An 18,404-nucleotide genomic window follows, 5' to 3' on the forward strand; every position below is an offset into this window, starting at 1 on the left:
CCGCAAATGGCGGCTACTTTTCACCGTTGCGGCCGATGAGCGAACGTGGACGCCGAACAAGATTCACTCCGGAACCCGTTCAATATGGACCTCGACTGTGAGAACTGTTCAGGTCTCTGTGACGTTCGTGAGAACGTCGTTCACGGGTACGGCGACGTGGGCGGGGAGTTTCTGTTCATCGGAGAACAGCCGAGAGGTGGCGCAGACGAGACTGGGGTTCCGTTCACGGGCGACCCCGCGGGCGAACGACTCCAGCGAATCCTCGGTGATCTCGGGTTCTCCCGGTCGCGCCCCGACAGCGACGAACCGGACCTCCAGAACGTCTTTCTTACCTATCTCACACGCTGTCGGCATCCGGAACGGCGGCCGGACGAAGAGGAGATACTGACCTGCGAACCGTATCTCAACGCCGAGGTACGGATGATAAACCCCGAAATACTCGTCCCCATCGGCCAGCGAACGCTTGAATCGCTCGCTATCGACTACACGACGCGCGCGCCGGACAGTTTCGACATCGAGGAAGCGCACGCGACGACGATTCGCGGGCGTGGCTTCGAACTCGTCCCGATGCTGGACCTGGACGAACAGACCGACGAGGACGCGGACGCATTCGTCGAACACGTCACGGAGTCGGTGTTTTCGCGGGACTACCGGCAGACAAAAGGCCGTCGTAGTCGCTAACGTCGTTGGTCAGGTCCGTAAGTTAGGTCTGCCAGTACGGCGTCGCCGTCTTACTCGCCATTCGCGCGCCGTAGAACACCATCCCGACGACGGCCGCGATGAGGAAGACGGCCACTAGGAGCGCCCACGACTCGGCAGCGGGGAGAAACACCACGACAGCAGCGATACCGAGCAGTACAACAGCAACGGCACCGAGGCGACACAGTACTCGTGTGAGTCTGGAATGTGCGAGTCCGTCAGACGAGTTCGTCGGCATACCACACGTTGGAACTGCGACCACTTGAAGCAAAGCGGAAACCCGAACGGTGAAGCGGCGAGTTGAAGGGTCACCCCGCCCGAGGTGGAGGCATGACTGTCGTCGCTCTCATGGCGGATCCGCCGCGCCCCGGACTTGTTCTCTCAGAACTCGCCGAGACGAGTCCGCTGTCGGAGACTGAGGCCGCGGACCTCTACGCCGCGATGTTGAAAGACTCGATGGTCGCCGTCAGCCGCTCCGGTGGCGACCTGCTCGTGAACTACCGGTCTGAGGACCTCCTGCCCGAGGCGTATCGTGAGGAGGATGGGACGGCGGAAGCGGCGGTCAGAACGCTAGCCGCCGATGCCCTCGACGACCCGAGCGAGGCGCGCTTCGAGGTGCAAGTCGGATCGAGCGTCTCCGCACGCGCAGGGAACACGATGATGCACTTGCTCCGAGACGAAGACGTTCGCACGGCCGCCGTCGTCCGCGGCGATGCCCCGTTTTTCACCCGGTCGAAGATCGATTCGATGGCGATGAAACTCCGGACGAACGAAGTCGTCCTCGGCCCGTCCACTGCGGGTCGGAGTTACGTGGCTGGCTTCTCCGATCCCATCGACTTCTCCGAAGCGTTCACGACGCCGGAAGTCGAGACGCTCACCGCGCGCGCGAACGACGCCGGGCACAACGTGGCGTTCTTGGAGATGCAACCGACCGTCCGAACCGGTGTAGACCTCCTCACGCTCGTCCCGGCGATTCGCGCGCGGTGGCAAGCCGAGCGAATCGTCCCCGGCTACACGGCCGAATTCGTCGTCGAGACGGGTCTGAACGTGGTCGAAGAGGACGGAGAACCGACCTTGGTCCGCGACGAGGAGTGACCGACAAACCTTAGAACACCCACCGAGAATCAACACCCGCTGGTGGGATGGCAGAGTGGACTATTGCGCCTGCCTTGAAAGCAGGTGGCCTTTGGCCTCCTGGGTTCAAATCCCAGTCCCACCGCCTTTTCAAGCGAATTTCGTATGACGTAGTTTCAACTGCGCCGCACGGTACCGAATCTGCCGGTAGATGCGTAACGGCTATGGGTTGGCCTTCCAACACAGGGATATGGACTGGCCACACGACCCTGATAGCGAAGAAGGGAGTGAGGGAATGCGCAAGTACGGGCAGGCAATCATTGCGAAGAAGGTAGACGAAGACGAGGACTTCCCCCTCTCGACGGCGGAGTTCGTCGAAGAACACGGTGACGACCCGATTCGGATCGACTACGAGACGGTTGTCTCGCTTCGGGATATCTTCGAGAACGTCGAAGAAGAGTCGTTCGAGGCCTTCGTGCCGTTCCACAAAGCCGTCGGTCGCGCGATGCGCGAGAACGGCTACTGGTTCTACGAGGGCGCAGACCAGTTCGCCGAGACGAAAAACAGCGCCTGAACCGGCGTCGTTCGTCACCGCTCGTTCAGAGAGACTGATTTATTCCGGAGTGGGACGTTCCCAATCGCGCGTCGTGTCACCTTCGACCTCGGCCTGTACTTTCTCTTCGAGGAGGTTCACAGCGACGCTATTTGCGCCTTCAGGGATGATGAGGTCGGCCTGTTTCTTCGTCGGTTCGATAAACTGCTCGTGCATCGGTTTGACCGTCGAGAGGTACTGGTCGATGACGCCTTCGAGGTCGCGGCCGCGTTCGATAACGTCGCGTTGGATGCGCCGGAGGATGCGCACGTCCGCGTCGGTTTCGACGTAGAGACGCAAGTCGAACATCTCGTTTATCTCCTCGTCGTGAAGCGCGAGGATGCCCTCGATGATAATAACGTCAGTCGGTTCAACCGTCTCAGTTTCGTCCTTACGATTGTGTACCTCGAAATCATACTTCGGCATCTCGATTGGCTGTCCCTGCAACAGCGTTGCGAGTTGGTCGTGGAGGAGTTCCCACTCGAACGCCGACGGATGGTCGTAGTTGACCGACTCGCGTTCGGATAGTTCGAGGTGACTCAAGTCGTTGTAGTAGTTGTCGATTGGGATGCGCGTGACGGACTCGCCGACGTTCTCCGTGATGAGTCGTGCGACGGTAGTCTTGCCAGCGCCGGTCCCGCCCGCGATACCGATGACGAACGACGGGATGGTCATCGGTGGAAAACGCGCCTGCGTCGATTTGAGCGTGGCGATTCCCGATTGGCCCCGACGAGTCACAACTTTTCACACGCACCCGAGTCAGTCAAACGAACGACATTTGTAGTGTTAGTATACCTCTATCACTGGTGTTTCATGCATTCTAAACTGCCAAAATCGACCGTCGGCGGTCAGGCGGGAGGTAAATTTATAATGGGGTGATGCCTTTGCGTGTCACATGGCACGTGATATCGCACGCCGTGACTTTCTGAAGCGCGCGGGTGCAGCCAGTGCTGTGGGAGCAGCGGGACTATCAGGGTGTATCGGAAGCCCCGGAGGAGGGGGAGGCGGTCCGGAAGGACTCGTTGTCATCGGCTACCCGGAAAGCGGAATTCAACTCTTCCGCGACTACTACAGCCAGTCCGACGGGTCCGAGAGCATTCTCGTCCCCGACGGTCTGCGCGACGGTGCGATGCCCGGTCAGGTCGGCAACGACATGGCGAACGTCACCGGGACAGCACCGGCGGCGGGCGGTCCGAATCAGGAAGCGTTCAACCAACTGTTCCAAGACGAGTACAACGCAGCGCCGGGTGTGTTCACCTCACAGTCGTACGACTCCGTGGCGCTGCTCATCCTCGCAAACGCCGCGGCGGGTGAGAACAGCGGTCCGGCGCTGAAAGAGCAGATGCGTCGCATCGCCAACCCCGGAGGCGACGAGTACGGTCCGGAGAAATTCGTCGAAGCGGTGGAAGCGGCCGCCAACGGCGACGACATCAACTATCAGGGTGCGTCGTCCGCGACGAACTTCAACGAGAAGGGCGACCCGGCGTCAGCCGCGTACGCCATCTGGGAGTTCGAGGGAACCGACTCGGATTCGACGGCCACCCAAGAGGTGCAAAACTTCGAAGGCGAAAACCCAGAGGGGAGCGGACCGTCGGCCGACAGCGGACCGGGAGGTTCCGACCGCGAAATCTCGGTGGGGATTCTCCTCCCTGAAACCGGCGACCTCGCGTCCGTCGGTGCGCCGATGATTCAAGCGGCACAGATCCCGGTCAAACAGGTCAACAACGCCAATCCGGCGGGACTGACCGTCAACGCGCAGATTGAGGACACGCAGACATCGCCCAGCGCCGGCACTTCGGCCGCACAGGCACTCGTCAGTGCGGGCGTTCCGGGCGTCTGTGGCTCTGCGTCGTCTGGTGTCAACGTTCCCGTCTCACAGCAGGCGTTCATCCCGAACGAAGTCGTCGGCTGTTCGCCGTCCTCGACGGCGCTGTCGGTGTCGAACCTCGAAGACAACGACTTCATCTTCCGGACGGCACCGTCGGACTTCCTGCAGGGCCGTGTCATGGCGCAGGTCATGTCCGAGCGACTTGAGGCGTCCACCGTCTCGACGCTGTTCGTCAACAACGACTACGGCCAGCAACTGTCGAACCGCTTTGCCAACGTGTTCGAAGAGCAGTTCGACGGTGAGGTGTACCACCAGACCGCGTTCAACATCGGAGAGTCTTCGTACTCCTCAGTCATCGAGACGGCGCTGTCCGCTCCGGACAACTGAGAAAGGCGAGACATCTCGTACCGACTCCAACGTTTCTTTCGACGCAACCGGTGAGCGGCGGCGTTTCGTTGGTCCCGCAGCGTTTCTTTGCTCCGACAGAGTGACAGAAGGTACTCATACCACGACGGACACGACACACACCAATGCATCGCCGCGCCCTCCTCGCTAGTCTCGGGTCGTCGCTGCTCGTCGGTATCGCAGGCTGTCAGTCGGACCCCGGTGAAACGGGCAGTTCATCGCCGACAGACAACGCCACGCGAACGAACTCACCTGCGACGGGGACGACGCAACGCCCGCCTTCGACCGGGACGCCGACAGGAGACGCGTACACTGTTCCTGATGCGGACCGAATACTCGGCTCCGCGCAGGCGAAACTCCGGAACGACAGTGGCGAAGCGACGACGTTGACGCTCGCTGTCGAGTACGAGGGCGACCGCTTCTTCGAGGAGTCGTTCGACTTGAAAGCGGGTGATGAGGTATCCACTGACTCGTTGGTCGCCTCGCACGCCACCTACGACGTGGTCGTGGAGACGAGCGACGGTGGCCGGGCGACGGACGAGTGGTTGATCCCGGAGCGTTGGCACTGGCCGCAGTTGGCGATTCTCGTCGCAGACGATGGGTCGCTTCAGATTGGCTGTGGATTGCCCCGAAGCCGAGAGATACCGGTCGAGAACACGGATGAGACGCCGCGTGATGTGACGCTAACGCTCTCTGACGGAAACGAGACGGTCGTAGAGACAACGCAGACGATACAACCCGGTAACGGCCACCTCAGCTTTGACGGTCCTATCGGTGGCGAGTACGAGATGCAGATCGAGACAGACGAAGGGTCAGACACTGCGACGTATTTCTCCTGTTACTGCCGGAATACGGAAGCACGCGTTCAGATCGACGACGGCAAGCCGACGCTGGAGACGCTCCGACTCACCTGCGAGTGAGACGCGGTGGGGAGTAATCGGTGTATTCACTCCACACCGTCGAGTTGTCGCAAAAATCGAGTTCGGTCCGGGGCGTTAGCCGCCGAGGAAGTCTTGGCGAACCTGTTCGTCGTTCAGGAGCGCCCGACCGGAATCGGTGTAGCGGTTCTCGCCGTTAGCGAGGACGTACCCGCGGTCACACCGCCGAAGAGCCTCCTTCGCGTTCTGTTCGACCATGAGGATGGCCGTTCCTGCCTCGTTGATCTCGTCGATCTTGTCGAACATCTCGTCTACGAGGTCCGGTGCGAGACCCGCCGAGGGTTCGTCCAACAGCAGCAGCGAGGGTTCGAGCATCAGGGCACGACCCATCGCTAGCATCTGCTGTTGGCCGCCGGACATCGTCCCCGCTTTCTGCCCTTTCCGTTCTTCGAGGATGGGGAAGCGTTCAAACACCATATCGAGGGCGTCCTGCGGCACCTCATCAAGGATGTACGCACCCATCTCCAAGTTCTCTTGAACCGTGAGCGCCGCGAAGACGTTGTCGTTCTGCGGGACGTATCCGACGCCCTTGTGGATGATCTCTTCGGGGCGCAGGCCAGTGATGTCCTCGGTCTCGAACGTCACTGTTCCGCCCATGTGACTGGTGAGGCCGAAGACGGACTTCATCAGCGTGGACTTGCCTGCACCGTTCGGGCCGACGATGGTGACGTACTCGCCGTCGTGAACGTCCATGTCCACGTCGGTGAGGATCTGTAAGTCTCCGTACCCCGCATCAAGGTTGCGGACGCGAAGCAGTTCTTCGCCCGCAACATCGGGTGTCGAGTCCGTCGCCGCGGTGGTGTCAGAACTCATACGTTCCCTCCGAGGTACGCTTCGATGACCTCTTCGTTCGATTTGATGTCCGCTGGCGTGCCCTCAGTGAGGACGCGCCCTTGGTGGAGGACGATGACGTGTTCGCAGTTCTCCATGATGAGATCCATATCGTGTTCGACCAACAGGAAGGTGTAGCCCTGCTCTCGGAGTTCGTGGATGTGCGTGAGCAGTCGTTTCTCAAGCGACGGGTTGACGCCGGCGAACGGTTCGTCCAACAGGAGCATGTCCGGGTCCGTCAGCAGTGCCCGAGCCATCTCCAGCAATTTCCGCTGACCGCCCGAGAGGTTGCCCGCGTACTCCTCTGCGATGTGGTCTATCTCGAAGAACTCCAGCACCTCCCAGACGCGCTCTAATAGCTCCTCTTCTTGCTCGATAACGTCGTTGCGGACGCCTGGGGTAACTGAACGCCAGAGTTTCTCGCCGCGCTGGTTCTTCGGCGCAAGCATCATGTTCTCCAAGACGGTCATGTCTTCGAGTTCGCGGGCGATTTGGAACGTCCGGACGAGTCCCTTGTTGGCGATTGCGTGCGGTTCCATCCCGGTGATGTCCTCGCCGTTGAACGTGACTGTCCCTTTGTCGGGTTTGAGCATCCCCGTGATGAGGTTGAACGTCGTCGATTTCCCGGCCCCGTTCGGGCCGATGAGGCCAGTCAGCGTTCCGTTCTCGATTTGGAACGTTGCATCGTCTACGGCGGTGATACCGCCGAACGTCTTCCGGAGTCCGTCTACCTGAAGCGGGTACTCCACCGAAACGTCGGGGGTGGAGGTCGCATCTATTTTCGCCTCGGACTCGAACTCGTTCGTCTCGGATCCGCTCTCGGTTTCACTCATTGGATTCACCACCTTCAGATGCCACATTCGACGGACTGGGCGACTCGTCGGTGTGTTCGCCACCGTCGGTGGCAGTCTTTCGCGCGTGCGCCGCCGTCAGCGGGATCCCCGAAGCTGTCTCCTTCCGGTAGCCGAGCATCCCCTCGGGACGGTTGTGCATCAGCCAGATGAGGACGAGTCCCATGATGACGAGTTGGAGTTGCCGGATGCTGTCCACCGTGTAGAAGAACAGCGGTGCCGGGTCGATGTTCGAGATGAGCGGCCCGACTGCCTGACCGAACCCGGACGGCGCGTCCGTCGATGGAAGCACGGTGTCGATGAGGTTCTTGAAGTAGCGCGGCCCCTGGTAGAGCACCGCCGCGAAGACCGCGCCACCGAGAACGCTCCCGGTGTTCGATCCCGCGCCCCCGATGATGAGCGCAATCCAGACGAAGAACGTCACGCGCGGGCGGAAGAAGTTCGGCGTCACCGCGCCCTGCGTCATGAGCCAGAAGATTCCTGCCAGCCCCATGAGCGCACACCCGAGCATGAACGACTTGATTTTGAACTGATTCGTGTCTTTTCCGAGGGAGTTCGCCACGTCCTCGTCCTCGCGGATGGCCTTGAGGACCCGACCGAACGGCGATTCACCGGTCCGCTTCAGGAGCCAGAAGTACGCCCCGACGAACAGAAGCAGAATGAGGCCGTACACGAGACCGTCCACGACCGGCTTCGGATTCGTTGGCACGATAACAGTGAACGCGTCAACGAAGCCCAGATAGGCGCCCCACAGCCCGACCGACTGGAACAACGCCTGAAGGGGATCGGTGAAGTCGAGGATGAGCCCCGACCCGCCACCGAAGCCGACGCGGTTACCGAGTAGTTGGAACTGCTGGAGATCGCCCGACAGGAAGCTAAATCGGACGATCTCCGACATTGCGATGGTGACGATGGCGAGGTAGTCAGCCCGCAACCGAAGCGCCGGTAAGGCGACCACGAGTCCCAGCAACGCCGCGGCAACCATCCCGGCGATGATGCCGATGATGAGTGGCAGGCCGAGACCGCCGACCTGTGCCGCGCCGCCCGGTGTGTAGGCCGGTTTCGAGAACAGCGCCATCACGTACACTCCGACAGCCATGAAGCCGACGATGCCGATATTGAACAGCCCCGTGTACCCCCAATGGAGGTTCAGCGCCAGCGCCAGCATAGCGAACACGCCGATGTAGAACGTCAACACCGCGATGGTGTTGAGTTGGCCGCGAAGCGAGTAGCCGAGACCGACGCCGACGAGGACGTACGCCGCGTACGTCACCAACAGCACGGCCACGATGAGGCCCGTGTCGCCGCCCGGCATCCGGGCCGCGAGGTCGTCGCGAACGCTCATGCTGTCGACCTCCCGCTGAACAGGCCAGACGGTTTCACGAGCAGGATCACGATCATCACGACGAACGCCGCCGCGCGGGCGAACGCCGACGGAATCCACAGCACCGACAGCGACGCCGTCAGACCGATAACGAGGCCGCCCGCGATGGCACCGTAGATGGAGCCGATACCGCCGAGGATGACCGCAGCGAAGATGAGCAGCAGCAAGAGCCACCCATCGTTGAATCCGAGCGTCCCCTTCCAGAGGACGAACATGTAGCCTGCGACGCCGGTGAGTCCCCCACCGATAACCCACACCGAGCGAACGACACGTTCAGTTGGAATCCCCGTGACGCGTGCGAGGTCTTCGTTGTCGGCCATCGCGCGCATCGCCTTGCCGAGTTTCGTCCGCTGAAGCAGGAGGTGAACGCCGAGCATCAGTCCCCCTGCAACGACAACCAGTGTCAGGTCGTGCATGTTGATTCGAACTGCTCCGTCGAGTAGGTACACCGCGAACGACGGCGGTTGCGCCGTCGTTCCGCGCACGTTCGATCCGAACACGAACTGCATCATGTATCGGAGCGCGAACGCGACCCCGATGCTCGTGATGAGAAGCGTGATTCCGTCCTCGTCACGAATTGGCCGGAAAATAGCCCGGTCAACCGCGAGCGACAGGACGATAGTGAACGCTCCTGCGACGAGTAGTCCCGCGATAACTGCGAGTGGCGTCCCCGTGATGCCGATGCCGAGTGTCCCACCGAACACTGACCCACCTGCACCGACTAACACCAACGCTCCAATATCGGCGCGTCCGAGTCCAGCAAGAACGTACGTCGTTGCCCACCCGGAGAACGCGCCCGCGGTGATGAAATCACCGTGCGCGAAGTTTGCGAAGTTCAAGATGCTGTACGTCATCGATAACCCGATACCCGCCAGACCGATCACCAGCCCACGCATTAGGCCGTCCCAAACCAGTGACCCCACGTCACTGAGTGCAGTCTGTCCGGTTGCGAGGCCAACGAGGAGGTCTCCGAGGAGGAGTACCCCGACGAAGGCCAAGATAAGCGCCCCCGGCCGGTCCACTGCGAACCGGCGTCCACGTGAGTAGGTCTCAGCAATACCCATTGATAACTATCCTCACGGTATGTGCGGACGTGAAACTATGATAAGTCTTTCTTCATCGTTCAGACAATCACGCGAATTCTCCCACCAAAACAGACAAACATAATCATTAATGGGTATGTTAATACACCGTCTGAGAGCGCTGTGTCTCAAAAACGGGGAGTAGTTCTTTCGCACCAGAGGACGAAGCCCCAACGATGGACTATACCGACGGGAGCGCGATACAGATCGGTCGTACGAATACGGCCGAAATCGACGCACTCGCGGATCTTTGGGTCTCACTCGCGGCCGACCAGCGGTCGTATCAGTCACATCTCCGTTCTGATGAGAACCGCGGGCGGATACGCGAAGCGATGGCGCGGCACGTCGTCACCGACGGCATCCGTGTCGCCCGTGTGAGTGATGAAATAGTTGGCTTCGTAATGTACAGTCTCGAACGTGGCGATTTCGAGCAAGACGAGACGAGAGGCGTCATCCGTAATCTGTACGTCAAGCCCGCACATCGAAGTCGCGGAATCGGCTCTCGGCTTCTCAAATCCGCGGAGGCAGAACTCGCGGGCGCGGGCGCGACGCACATCTGTCTCGAAGCCATGGCACGGAACGAACGCGCCCGAAAATTCTACGAACGACACGGCTACACCGTCCATCGAGTCGAGTTGGAGAAGGCAATCGAAAACGATACACACTCAAAGGAGGACCGATAACTCGAAACCGCGCCAGGGGAGCATGGGCGGTTCATGCACTCGACTTGTAATCGAGACTTCGCGGGTTCAAATCCCGCCCCTGGCTTACAAACGGCTCGCAGTATCTGCGCCCCAAGAATTTCTACATTACCAACCGAAGAGACGGTAATGAGCTTAGAACAGTTCTTTCAGTCCGTTGAGCGGAGGGATTTATCGCTTGTTGTAGTCAATCGGGAAACTCCGCGACCGATTCAGTCGATGCTCGAAGGGCTGTTCGAACAGCAATCAATCGAGATACGCCAAGAACAGATTCCAGACGAGGCTGCGGACACGGTGTATCTGGTCGATGACGGCAAGGTCATCGAATCGTCCCCGCTCACCGAAGTTCAAGAGTCGATTCTACTCGTCAACTCGGATTTGTATATTACCGGCGCGCGCGGACTATCCGAAATCGAACTTCCGGACGTGATCAGAGCGCTCGAAGATGTACGGTTCACCCTCCGCGGCTATCCGGAGTCACACAAAGAGAAACTGCTGCTCATCACGGTGTCCCGATACATCGAGCGATTAGCGCTCGATACGATGAACGGAACCATCCGGTCGTCCTTTCAGCGACTTTCGCGCATCAACGACGAACAAGGAACTCGGACGGTGTACGAAAAACTAGCTGCATCTCCCGTGGATACGCACGTGTACGGGATTCCTGATTGGACGCCACCACCGGAGTTCGACATCACGATGCACGGTGGGTGGTCGGACGAGTTCCGTGATGCGTGGTTCGTCGTGTTCGTACCCGACGCCGACGACGGGCCGCACTCGGCACTGCTGTCGCTAGAAACCAGCCCGGGGGTCTGGGATGGATTCTGGACATTCGACCCGGAGAGAGTCACTGACATCGCTCAGTACCTCCAACGAGAACTGTGAGAACAGGGGTAGCGACCGTCAATCCGGCGAGAAGTATCCAAAACAATAGATGTGTTTTTTCGTCATCATTGTCACTCGATCTCCTTCGAGTTGAGTATCGGCCGAGAGAGGCCATATTCGTGCCGATAAGAAAAACGGCGTAGCGATATTGTCATTGCAACTCCAGAAGACATACCGGGAACTTCTTTTGCTTTGGCACTACCAACTGTGACGACCGATGGCATCGCAGGCACCCCTCAGTATTCAAATCGTGACAGAGATATCACGGCTAGAAGGTGTCGAACCGTTCGAACTCCCACCACTCGAAGACTGCGTAGACACCGAATCACTCGACACGTTGTTCGGGAGTTCGGACGCTCCGTTCCACGCAGGATCAGTTTCGTTTCACTACGCTGGCTACGAGGTTACAGTCTCGCATACGGGGGAGTTCGAGATAGCGTAACCAATTTGCGGGTGTAAGGTATCTCAACGACGACAGCACGATAGACGCCTTCTCGATCACTTTCGGGGTGCCATCGAACGTTTCGCTGGCGTGAGGTTCAGCACTGTTTCAACTTGACTTCGCCACAGCGTTTTCCGCACGTTGAAATACCGGTGCAACGAGGACATGCCTGTACCCATGGACGGGGGACGCGGCACACAGCAGAGACGTGACCGGCAACGAGCGAAGCGGACATCGCCCGAATCGGATACCGGCCGGTTAGTTACCGTTTGCGGCCTTCCGGGTGTCGGCAAGACGCTGGTATCTGAACGGATCGCCGACAGACTCGACGGACGGTTGATTCGGACCGACGTGGTTCGAAAAGAACTGTTTCCCGAGCCTGAGTACACTTCGGCCGAACGGCAGTCAGTCTACGATGAACTGTTCTCTCGCGGACGCGAGAGTATCCAGAACGGGACCCCTGCCGTCCTCGATGCGACCTTTCGGAAGCGTGAGGATCGAGACCGGGCGGCGTCGGTCGCTACGGCCGCGGACGTGCCGTTAGAGATCGTTCAGGTTGAGTGCGACACACAGGTCGTCCGCGAGCGGATCGCCGCCCGCGAAGACGACGAGAGTGATGCTGACTTCGAGATCTACCTCAAGTTCCGCGACCGCTTCGAACATATCGAACGCGAACACGAGACGGTGGACAACTCGGGCGACATGGCCGAGACGCGGCGACAGATAGACGCAATGTTCTGAAACGGGAGCGCGTGGAACGAGCGGCGTGTCTCGGATGGGTGCTACTGTCAGGAACGGAAAAAGACCACTGTGGGAGGATGGGGTGGAGTCTATTGGGGGACTACTGTGGAGCGTATGGGGGGAGGGGACCCACCGTGGGGGATCGGTGAGTCGTCAAACGGGTGGGGGCGAACGTCAGCGGGTAGCGGAAACGGATGGGGAATGGTGGGGGGAGGGGAAAGACGGTGGGAGGGGGGGATGCACCGTCTACGGTATCCGTTCCGCCGTTAGGGGCGGCGCATCTTTTCCTATGGAAGCCGGGGACATAACCACAGCGTATACTCAAACAGTCGTTTTACCGAAGACGACGTGCGTCAGACGTTGCTACTAGGCACCTGTTAACCCCGCTACCGTCGGCGTAACGTTCCATTAGCGCGATGTGTCGTTCTCGCGCGGGGCGAGGAGGATGAGCGCGCCCGGGATTGAGAGCGCGACGAGTTTCATCGGGTTTTGACGGATATCCACGTCCGGATCCAACGGTTGGCTCTGCACGTCGGTGATGCGCAGACACGAGTAGTAGACGGTGATATGCGTGACGACGTATCCGAACAGGAATGGCACCAAGAGCGGGTACGTCAGCCCGAGTTGTGTCGCTAACAGATCGAAGAGGATAGCCGTCGCCGACGAGACAGCGATGAAATCACCGAGTTGCAGGGTCACTCCAGTGAACGCGGTAACCGTGGAATCGATCCACGAGGACGTGTACGGGGTGTAGACGAAGGCGGTGAACACGCTCACGGCGACGAGAGATGCGCCGAGAAACAGTCCACTCACTGGGTACACGTACTCCATCTTACTCGCGCTGAATACCTGCGTGAGTATAGTTCTATCTCTCTAGCTATCAGATCTGAGTATAGTTTGTGAATAGCGGTTCTCGACGGATCTACGCCTCAGATACCGGAATTATGACGTGGAATTGCCGTCTGTCGCTGTCTCGCCCGTGGTCTCTCTGTCTTCGGAGGCTGTTTCGGTGTCCGCCGAACCGTTGGCGTTGCGATTCGAGGGCACATCTCGACCGGAGTTAGCGTCAGCATGTCCCGGCCCGTTTCCAGAATTCCCGGGATCGCTGGCGCTGTTCCCGTTCGAGCGATTGGGTCCAGTCTTGGCACTGTTATCGTCGGTTCGTTCACTACCGTGTCCGTGCGCGTTACCCGAATTTCCGGGTTCGCCCGCTTCGTTCTGTCCGTCGTTCCGGCCCGTCTCATTTGCTGCGTTGCCGGGCGCGCCCGAGTTGCCTTGTCCCCGATCTCGCCCAGGTGCGTCCGCGGAATTGCCGGGCGAGTTCGAGTCGCTCTCGTTGCGGTCCGGCGGTCCGCGTTCGCCGGGGCGGTCGGTGGGCGGCCCACGAGCGAAGCCGTTACCGACGTTCTCGCCAGCGACTTCGCGGGCGACTTCCGACACCTCGGATCTGGAGAGATTCTCCGTGTCGTTACGGAGTCGGTCGAACCGTTTCTCGTCGAGACCAGTCGCCTGTCGTGCCTCCGGCGGCAGTCCGTCGGCGGCCTCCTGTGATTTGTCGAGGAGGCGTTGGAGCGAGCGAATTTCAGCCGCGAGGCGCGCGGCCTGCGACCGATACCGACCCTGCGAGAGGTTTCCTTCGCGCCGTTCAGCCTTCAACACCTCCAACTGCGTCTGAAGGCTTTCGAGTCGCTCTTGCGTCTGATTCACCTGTTGTGAGACAACTTTCGCTTTCGACTCGTTGGATCGGGCGGATGCGACTTGCTTCTCGAACGACCGTGTGGCGATTTCGCCGTCGATCTCAGTGCGTTGGACAGCGAGAACTCCGGCAAGTTGCGCACCGGGCGAAATCCCACCCGACGACTCGTTCGAGTCAGCGTCCTCTGCTTTTGCCGTCTCGTTGTCCGTCCCTGCCGTTTCGTTCGTAGCGGTCCCTGTCTCGGTCGCATTCTGTGCAGCGACCGCGGGCGACTCTCCGGACGGTCCTGTCGGTGGTGACGCGGCAGCGGCCATCCCGGCCGATGCGGACGCTACGACGAGAACCAACACCATCGAGAGCGTAACGACCCGTCTCATGCTACTCTCATCTCGGGTCCCAAACCACGTATATACTGTACTCTCTCGCATCGAATTGGGCCGAATCAACGACGTTTTAGTGTCGCCGCTGTCGGTCGATTCGTGTCGTCCGCGGCGGTCGGCTCTCCTGAACGGTCGAAGCATATTTATACTAGATCTCCTTCGTCGTCGTTTTCGTCCGGCAGGACGAGAACGTTCTCTCGGCCGAGGCGGAACGCATCGAGGTCACCTTCGTCCCGCATCTTCCGGACGACCTGACTCGTCTTCGCGTCCGTCCAATCGAGCGTCCCGGCGACCTCCTGCTGTTTCAGTCGGCCTCCTTCGTGTTCGATGAGCGCCAGCACGCGTTCTTCGTTGCTGAGGAGTTCGTCCTCCCACGGCGGCGTGTCGTCCGCCGGGGCGGGTGTCGCCTCGGTGTCGTCCGCTGCCGTTCCGTCGGTACCGCCCGTGGACCCGTCTTCGTCAGTCGTCTTCGTTTCGTCCGACTCAGATGTGTCAGCCATCTCGGCCGACTCGGACCGGGCGTCGGATGACTGGGGCGACGACGCCGCTGCTCCCGCACCATCTCGGCCATCGTCGGACGGGCCAGTTTTGATGGCGGTCCCGCCGCCCCGGCGGTAGAACACCCACCCGCCACCAACGGCGACAACGACAAGGAGCAGACCCGCGCCGACGAACCACGTACTCGAGTTATCCGAATCCCCCGAGGCGGTCGTCCCGTCGCCTACTCCACCGGTGTTCGACGAGTCACCTGTCTCCGTCCCAGTTTGCGGTGAGAGTATAATCGACGGTTCACCCGGTCCAAAGTCGAGCGGGCCGTTCCAGACGACAGTGCGACTCCGTTCGTCGTCGGGTGATGGGGTTGCATCCTGTGCGGCGTACCCCTCTGGCCACGTCATCAGAAGCGACGTCTCCTCATCGAGGAACAGACCCGCGAGCGCATCACCAGCACGAATGCTGTCACCGTCTATCTCGGCGAAATTAGTCCAGACGAACCGGTAGGTGACGACGCCGTACTCCTGCGGAAGTCCTTGGCGCGAAACGGAGACGCTCACGTTCCGAACGTCCATCTCGCGCCCAGTGGCGTTCTCTGCCGTCTGTGCGGTGGCGTCCATCCGGTCGTGGAATTCTCCGGTGAACTGCGATTCGTTGTTCTCGATGTCTTGCCGAACGGACTCAAACGCCGCTGTCGCGTTTTCATCGCCGTCGAGGAGGACGCGATACTCGACCTCCCAGATAGCGGATCCGTTCTCTTGGATATCAATTCGGAGGGAGACGTCGTCGGGCGCAAGTTGCGTCCCAGCGACGGCCTGCGTCGATTGGGCGGTCGCAGGCGTGGCAGCGCCCAAAACGGTGGCAAAAATAATCACCGTAATGACACAGAGCGTTCGGGGTTCGAGACGACTCATTCGCCCCCATCCATGAAGCCCTCCAACAAACAACTTCCGAGTGAGACCAAATAGCGTCTGTTAGATGTCATTTTTATAGAGGGAGTTACGGTTCCGAACACCTTTAAGCGGCTCCTCCACGTACCCTCACTCCATGGACGGTCCCGACGTATTTTTCCTCGTCATAACGGCACTCATCTTCCTTCTCATTGCGCTTGGGTTAGTGCTCAGTCTCCTCTGAGTGAAGGCGGCAGAAAGCTTATAGCAAAAAAATGTCGTCTCTTAGACGCCATGCCCGAATGTCAGAACTGTGGTTCCTTCGTCACGACAGCGTACGCCCGGGTATTCGCCCCGGACGGCATGGATCACCCGCGTGTCTGTCCGAGCTGTGAGGATATGGTTCGAGACGGCGCAGAGGTGAGACAAGCACGCTCCCCTCGGAACACCTGAGAACGACGGTTCAGGCGATACGGTAGCGCTCGGCGTCCTGGTGTATGAGTCCCCGCTTACATAGGGCCCCCAGGATGCTGTACAAGGAGATCTTCTTCATCTCCAACCCCTCTTGGAGTTCAGTTATAGAGGATTCGCCCTGTACTGAGAGGTAAAGATAGACGAGTTTGGCGCTCGGCGAGTCGAGTTCTTCCGGAACGGCGACCGGCGCTGTCCCGGCAGACGGCGATTGAACAGTCCCTTGCATAGTCGTTATCGGCCTGACTACTTCGACGATAATAAAATCAACCCACGTCAATTGTCGAAATGGGAGCGAAGCGATTCGGCGGAGAGGAGGCACAACGCCGCTAAACCGACGAATCTTCAGGAACGTTCCCGTACGAAATGAGCCGGATCCGTTCGCCTTTTTTCGACTTCTGACGAGGGGCGGTTTCGACTGGGAGAGTGGAAGGGGCGGGAGTCGAACCACGCGAAGCCGTAAACCCGGGCGACCGCAGAGGGTCGCTGCCGGAAGTTTATTGCTCTACCACTGAGCCACCCTTCCGTTCCGGCATAGGGCTGTGACAGTTGACATCCTCCTCGTAAACGGGGAGGAATCCCGAGCGGTGGGTGTTTCAGGTTAGCAGTCCAATCACCGGACTACCACACCTTTCGGACATGGGTAGTCCCATAGCATCGGAGTGGTGGACTGCTGGCCATGCCAAGTGGCCGTTACCCCTCTCCTCGACCATATACGGCGTCCCGGCGTTGTTTTTGCCACGGGGACGCCGGCAGGCGTCAGCAGAGTCGGGGGTATCGTCTTGCCCGCTTTCAGCAGCCGGCACAGACACACTCTTCTAAATGTGCGTTCACCGACTGGTCTTTCGGATACTGCCTCGTTACGTGGGTGGACAGGCCACCTCCGAAGGACGGTTCGGAATCCGCTCCGTTCCGACCGATTCCTACCCATAAGTATGGTAGCCTGTCACTTAAACGCCAGTCTTCTGAAACTCAAGACGGTCATCGAATGGAGATGCTCTCCCAAATGACGGCGCGTATCCACGGCGTGAACGCCGTGGTATTGCGCCTGTTCAGCATATAAATACCCGTTGGGGCGCTACGTTCTCGCCAGCGAAAGCCACAACCAGACCACCGTCTGCGCGGCGACGAATACGACCATCGCGGCGACGGCAGGGAACGGGGATCTGACGCGAGTGTAGCGGACACCGCCCCAGACCGAGAGCGGGACTGCGAAGAGTCCGGCGCCGACGACCACCCACGGAACGATGCCGCCGACACCGAGGAGGACGAGTGTCGCGTAAGCGGCGAAGACACTCAGCCAATACGCCCGCCTGAGGCGGTGCGAATCCCACCGAACGGCCAGCGTCTCCTTTCCGACCGACGCATCGGGTTTTCGGTCCGCCCAGTGCGTCGTGAGAAGATTCGCAAACACGAGGACGGCGAACGGAACAAACACCAGCGTCGCCGTCACGGGCACCGACTCGGTGACGACAGTGAAGCCGTACGCCGGGAGCAACACGCCACCCAGAATCGTGTTCGTTGCTTCTCCGTATCCGTTCCAGACGAGTTCGAGCGGTGGCAACGAGTACTGGACGCCGACGATGCCGATAGTGAGGAGGATCAGAAACGCCGAGAGCGGCAGCACATGCGCGCCCAGTGCCACGACGGCCGCGAGGACGCCCACGATGCTTGAGAGGAGCATCGCCCGTCGCAGAAACAGTGGCGGGAGTCCTGTGCGGACGAGCGCACCGCTCCCGCCCGAAAACGGCGTCCGGTTCGCGCGGCTATCTGTCTCGTAGTCATCATATTCATTTGCGTAGTGGACAGTCACCGCCGTCGGGACGAACGCGACGAACGAGAGGGCGAACGTGGCAGGTGAGAGAGTCCCGCCGACGCTCACGGCAACGAGTCCACCGAAAGCGTAGACGAGAGCCATCAGCGCTACCTGTTCAGGCCGGCTCGCGTCGAACAGAGCGCGAACGATTGTCAGCGGGTCAGTGCGTATCACAGTGAAGAAAATCAGCTTCGGGAAGAAAAGCG

At 60.0% G+C, this 18,404-nt stretch carries 21 protein-coding genes and 3 tRNA genes; 12 read left to right on the forward strand and 12 right to left on the reverse strand.

Annotated features, from left to right (window positions below):
* The first annotated feature begins 45 nt into the window (after window positions 1-45).
* Complete coding sequence (locus HBOR_RS06100) at window positions 46-681, forward strand: uracil-DNA glycosylase (RefSeq protein ID WP_006054077.1); 636 nt, start codon at window positions 46-48, stop codon at window positions 679-681.
* Window positions 682-703: 22 nt separating this feature from the next.
* Here HBOR_RS06100 and HBOR_RS06105 read toward each other — a convergent pair whose 3' ends face one another.
* Window positions 704-937 (reverse strand): hypothetical protein, encoded by a 234-nt coding sequence (locus HBOR_RS06105; protein WP_006054078.1) that lies wholly within the window; start codon window positions 935-937, stop codon window positions 704-706.
* 92 nt (window positions 938-1,029) lie between these two features.
* Here HBOR_RS06105 and HBOR_RS06110 point away from each other — a divergent pair, with 92 nt between their 5' ends.
* The 3 genes from HBOR_RS06110 (at window position 1,030) to HBOR_RS06120 (ending at window position 2,347) form a co-directional block, all read left to right on the forward strand.
* Window positions 1,030-1,794 carry a glycosyltransferase family protein gene (locus tag HBOR_RS06110; RefSeq protein ID WP_006054079.1) on the forward strand — a complete coding sequence of 255 codons (765 nt, stop codon included), beginning with the start codon at window positions 1,030-1,032 and terminating at the stop codon, window positions 1,792-1,794.
* Window positions 1,795-1,835: 41 nt separating this feature from the next.
* Window positions 1,836-1,918: transfer RNA gene (locus tag HBOR_RS06115), tRNA-Ser, on the forward strand.
* Window positions 1,919-2,023: 105 nt separating this feature from the next.
* Window positions 2,024-2,347: a DUF5785 family protein gene (locus HBOR_RS06120; RefSeq protein ID WP_006054080.1), complete on the forward strand. Its 324-nt coding sequence runs from the start codon at window positions 2,024-2,026 to the stop codon at window positions 2,345-2,347.
* A 39-nt stretch (window positions 2,348-2,386) separates the two neighbouring features.
* Here the strand turns inward: HBOR_RS06120 and udk are convergent, their stop codons facing one another.
* On the reverse strand, window positions 2,387-3,040 hold the full coding sequence (gene udk / locus HBOR_RS06125; protein ID WP_006054081.1) for a uridine kinase: 654 nt from the start codon (window positions 3,038-3,040) through the stop codon (window positions 2,387-2,389).
* A 220-nt stretch (window positions 3,041-3,260) separates the two neighbouring features.
* Here udk and HBOR_RS06130 point away from each other — a divergent pair, with 220 nt between their 5' ends.
* Both HBOR_RS06130 and HBOR_RS06135 read left to right on the forward strand, forming a co-directional pair.
* A complete protein-coding gene (locus HBOR_RS06130; RefSeq protein ID WP_006054082.1) occupies window positions 3,261-4,580 on the forward strand; it encodes an ABC transporter substrate-binding protein in 1,320 nt (439 codons plus the stop codon).
* 143 nt (window positions 4,581-4,723) lie between these two features.
* Window positions 4,724-5,518 (forward strand): hypothetical protein, encoded by a 795-nt coding sequence (locus HBOR_RS06135; RefSeq protein WP_006054083.1) that lies wholly within the window; start codon window positions 4,724-4,726, stop codon window positions 5,516-5,518.
* A gap of 75 nt (window positions 5,519-5,593) precedes the next feature.
* Here HBOR_RS06135 and HBOR_RS06140 read toward each other — a convergent pair whose 3' ends face one another.
* Genes HBOR_RS06140 through HBOR_RS06155 form a run of 4 tightly spaced genes read right to left on the reverse strand, consistent with a single transcriptional unit; the run spans window position 5,594 to window position 9,666 of the window.
* The gene (locus HBOR_RS06140) at window positions 5,594-6,349 is read right to left on the reverse strand and encodes an ABC transporter ATP-binding protein (protein ID WP_006054084.1); all 756 of its coding nucleotides are present in this window, start codon (window positions 6,347-6,349) and stop codon (window positions 5,594-5,596) included.
* Window positions 6,346-7,200 carry an ABC transporter ATP-binding protein gene (locus HBOR_RS06145; RefSeq protein ID WP_006054085.1) on the reverse strand — a complete coding sequence of 285 codons (855 nt, stop codon included), beginning with the start codon at window positions 7,198-7,200 and terminating at the stop codon, window positions 6,346-6,348. Before HBOR_RS06145 ends, HBOR_RS06140 begins: the two co-directional genes overlap by 4 nt.
* Complete coding sequence (locus tag HBOR_RS06150) at window positions 7,193-8,563, reverse strand: branched-chain amino acid ABC transporter permease (RefSeq protein ID WP_006054086.1); 1,371 nt, start codon at window positions 8,561-8,563, stop codon at window positions 7,193-7,195. The genes HBOR_RS06145 and HBOR_RS06150 overlap by 8 nt, the downstream gene beginning before the upstream one ends.
* On the reverse strand, window positions 8,560-9,666 hold the full coding sequence (locus tag HBOR_RS06155; RefSeq protein ID WP_006054087.1) for a branched-chain amino acid ABC transporter permease: 1,107 nt from the start codon (window positions 9,664-9,666) through the stop codon (window positions 8,560-8,562). Before HBOR_RS06155 ends, HBOR_RS06150 begins: the two co-directional genes overlap by 4 nt.
* Before the next feature lie 194 nt (window positions 9,667-9,860).
* Here HBOR_RS06155 and HBOR_RS06160 point away from each other — a divergent pair, with 194 nt between their 5' ends.
* The 5 genes from HBOR_RS06160 (at window position 9,861) to HBOR_RS06180 (ending at window position 12,453) form a co-directional block, all read left to right on the forward strand.
* Window positions 9,861-10,367, forward strand: coding sequence for a GNAT family N-acetyltransferase (locus HBOR_RS06160; protein ID WP_006054088.1), 507 nt, complete (start codon window positions 9,861-9,863; stop codon window positions 10,365-10,367).
* Window positions 10,368-10,378: 11 nt separating this feature from the next.
* A tRNA-Thr gene (locus HBOR_RS06165) sits at window positions 10,379-10,452 on the forward strand.
* Between the two features lie 62 nt (window positions 10,453-10,514).
* The gene (locus HBOR_RS06170; RefSeq protein WP_013440541.1) at window positions 10,515-11,270 is read left to right on the forward strand and encodes a DICT sensory domain-containing protein; all 756 of its coding nucleotides are present in this window, start codon (window positions 10,515-10,517) and stop codon (window positions 11,268-11,270) included.
* A 217-nt stretch (window positions 11,271-11,487) separates the two neighbouring features.
* Window positions 11,488-11,712, forward strand: a complete 225-nt coding sequence (locus HBOR_RS06175) for a HalOD1 output domain-containing protein (protein WP_006054090.1) — start codon at window positions 11,488-11,490, stop codon at window positions 11,710-11,712.
* Between the two features lie 165 nt (window positions 11,713-11,877).
* Window positions 11,878-12,453, forward strand: a complete 576-nt coding sequence (locus HBOR_RS06180; RefSeq protein ID WP_244880405.1) for an AAA family ATPase — start codon at window positions 11,878-11,880, stop codon at window positions 12,451-12,453.
* 408 nt (window positions 12,454-12,861) lie between these two features.
* Here the strand turns inward: HBOR_RS06180 and HBOR_RS06185 are convergent, their stop codons facing one another.
* From HBOR_RS06185 to HBOR_RS06195, 3 genes are all read right to left on the reverse strand, one after another.
* Entirely contained in the window at window positions 12,862-13,284 is a 423-nt protein-coding gene (locus HBOR_RS06185; RefSeq protein WP_006054092.1) for a hypothetical protein, read from the reverse strand.
* Window positions 13,285-13,395: 111 nt separating this feature from the next.
* Window positions 13,396-14,526 (reverse strand): hypothetical protein, encoded by a 1,131-nt coding sequence (locus HBOR_RS06190; protein ID WP_241432301.1) that lies wholly within the window; start codon window positions 14,524-14,526, stop codon window positions 13,396-13,398.
* A gap of 146 nt (window positions 14,527-14,672) precedes the next feature.
* Window positions 14,673-15,935 (reverse strand): DUF7345 domain-containing protein, encoded by a 1,263-nt coding sequence (locus HBOR_RS06195; RefSeq protein ID WP_006054094.1) that lies wholly within the window; start codon window positions 15,933-15,935, stop codon window positions 14,673-14,675.
* 270 nt (window positions 15,936-16,205) lie between these two features.
* Between HBOR_RS06195 and HBOR_RS20640 the strand changes: the two genes are divergently transcribed.
* The gene (locus tag HBOR_RS20640) at window positions 16,206-16,364 is read left to right on the forward strand and encodes a DUF7563 family protein (RefSeq protein ID WP_013440542.1); all 159 of its coding nucleotides are present in this window, start codon (window positions 16,206-16,208) and stop codon (window positions 16,362-16,364) included.
* A 10-nt stretch (window positions 16,365-16,374) separates the two neighbouring features.
* Here the strand turns inward: HBOR_RS20640 and HBOR_RS06200 are convergent, their stop codons facing one another.
* The 3 genes from HBOR_RS06200 to HBOR_RS06210 all read right to left on the reverse strand — a co-directional run bounded on the left by HBOR_RS06200 (window position 16,375) and on the right by HBOR_RS06210 (window position 18,372).
* Window positions 16,375-16,611: a hypothetical protein gene (locus HBOR_RS06200; protein WP_006054095.1), complete on the reverse strand. Its 237-nt coding sequence runs from the start codon at window positions 16,609-16,611 to the stop codon at window positions 16,375-16,377.
* Between the two features lie 198 nt (window positions 16,612-16,809).
* Window positions 16,810-16,908 (reverse strand) — tRNA-OTHER (locus tag HBOR_RS06205).
* A 552-nt stretch (window positions 16,909-17,460) separates the two neighbouring features.
* Entirely contained in the window at window positions 17,461-18,372 is a 912-nt protein-coding gene (locus tag HBOR_RS06210) for a prenyltransferase (RefSeq protein WP_013440543.1), read from the reverse strand.
* Window positions 18,373-18,404: the final 32 nt, after the last annotated feature.

Origin of the sequence: Halogeometricum borinquense DSM 11551 (assembly GCF_000172995.2) — an archaeon.
Lineage (GTDB): Archaea > Halobacteriota > Halobacteria > Halobacteriales > Haloferacaceae > Halogeometricum > Halogeometricum borinquense.

Coding starts and splice junctions, on each gene's coding strand:
- HBOR_RS06105 (WP_006054078.1), bottom strand. CDS start 937: ATGCCGACGAACTCGTCTGACGGACTCGCACATTCCAGACTCACACGA.
- HBOR_RS06110 (WP_006054079.1), top strand. CDS start 1,030: ATGACTGTCGTCGCTCTCATGGCGGATCCGCCGCGCCCCGGACTTGTT.
- HBOR_RS06120 (WP_006054080.1), top strand. CDS start 2,024: ATGGACTGGCCACACGACCCTGATAGCGAAGAAGGGAGTGAGGGAATG.
- udk (WP_006054081.1), bottom strand. CDS start 3,040: ATGACCATCCCGTCGTTCGTCATCGGTATCGCGGGCGGGACCGGCGCT.
- HBOR_RS06130 (WP_006054082.1), top strand. CDS start 3,261: ATGGCACGTGATATCGCACGCCGTGACTTTCTGAAGCGCGCGGGTGCA.
- HBOR_RS06135 (WP_006054083.1), top strand. CDS start 4,724: ATGCATCGCCGCGCCCTCCTCGCTAGTCTCGGGTCGTCGCTGCTCGTC.
- HBOR_RS06140 (WP_006054084.1), bottom strand. CDS start 6,349: ATGAGTTCTGACACCACCGCGGCGACGGACTCGACACCCGATGTTGCG.
- HBOR_RS06145 (WP_006054085.1), bottom strand. CDS start 7,200: ATGAGTGAAACCGAGAGCGGATCCGAGACGAACGAGTTCGAGTCCGAG.
- HBOR_RS06150 (WP_006054086.1), bottom strand. CDS start 8,563: ATGAGCGTTCGCGACGACCTCGCGGCCCGGATGCCGGGCGGCGACACG.
- HBOR_RS06155 (WP_006054087.1), bottom strand. CDS start 9,666: ATGGGTATTGCTGAGACCTACTCACGTGGACGCCGGTTCGCAGTGGAC.
- HBOR_RS06160 (WP_006054088.1), top strand. CDS start 9,861: ATGGACTATACCGACGGGAGCGCGATACAGATCGGTCGTACGAATACG.
- HBOR_RS06170 (WP_013440541.1), top strand. CDS start 10,515: ATGAGCTTAGAACAGTTCTTTCAGTCCGTTGAGCGGAGGGATTTATCG.
- HBOR_RS06175 (WP_006054090.1), top strand. CDS start 11,488: ATGGCATCGCAGGCACCCCTCAGTATTCAAATCGTGACAGAGATATCA.
- HBOR_RS06180 (WP_244880405.1), top strand. CDS start 11,878: ATGCCTGTACCCATGGACGGGGGACGCGGCACACAGCAGAGACGTGAC.
- HBOR_RS06185 (WP_006054092.1), bottom strand. CDS start 13,284: ATGGAGTACGTGTACCCAGTGAGTGGACTGTTTCTCGGCGCATCTCTC.
- HBOR_RS06190 (WP_241432301.1), bottom strand. CDS start 14,526: ATGAGACGGGTCGTTACGCTCTCGATGGTGTTGGTTCTCGTCGTAGCG.
- HBOR_RS06195 (WP_006054094.1), bottom strand. CDS start 15,935: ATGAGTCGTCTCGAACCCCGAACGCTCTGTGTCATTACGGTGATTATT.
- HBOR_RS20640 (WP_013440542.1), top strand. CDS start 16,206: ATGCCCGAATGTCAGAACTGTGGTTCCTTCGTCACGACAGCGTACGCC.
- HBOR_RS06200 (WP_006054095.1), bottom strand. CDS start 16,611: ATGCAAGGGACTGTTCAATCGCCGTCTGCCGGGACAGCGCCGGTCGCC.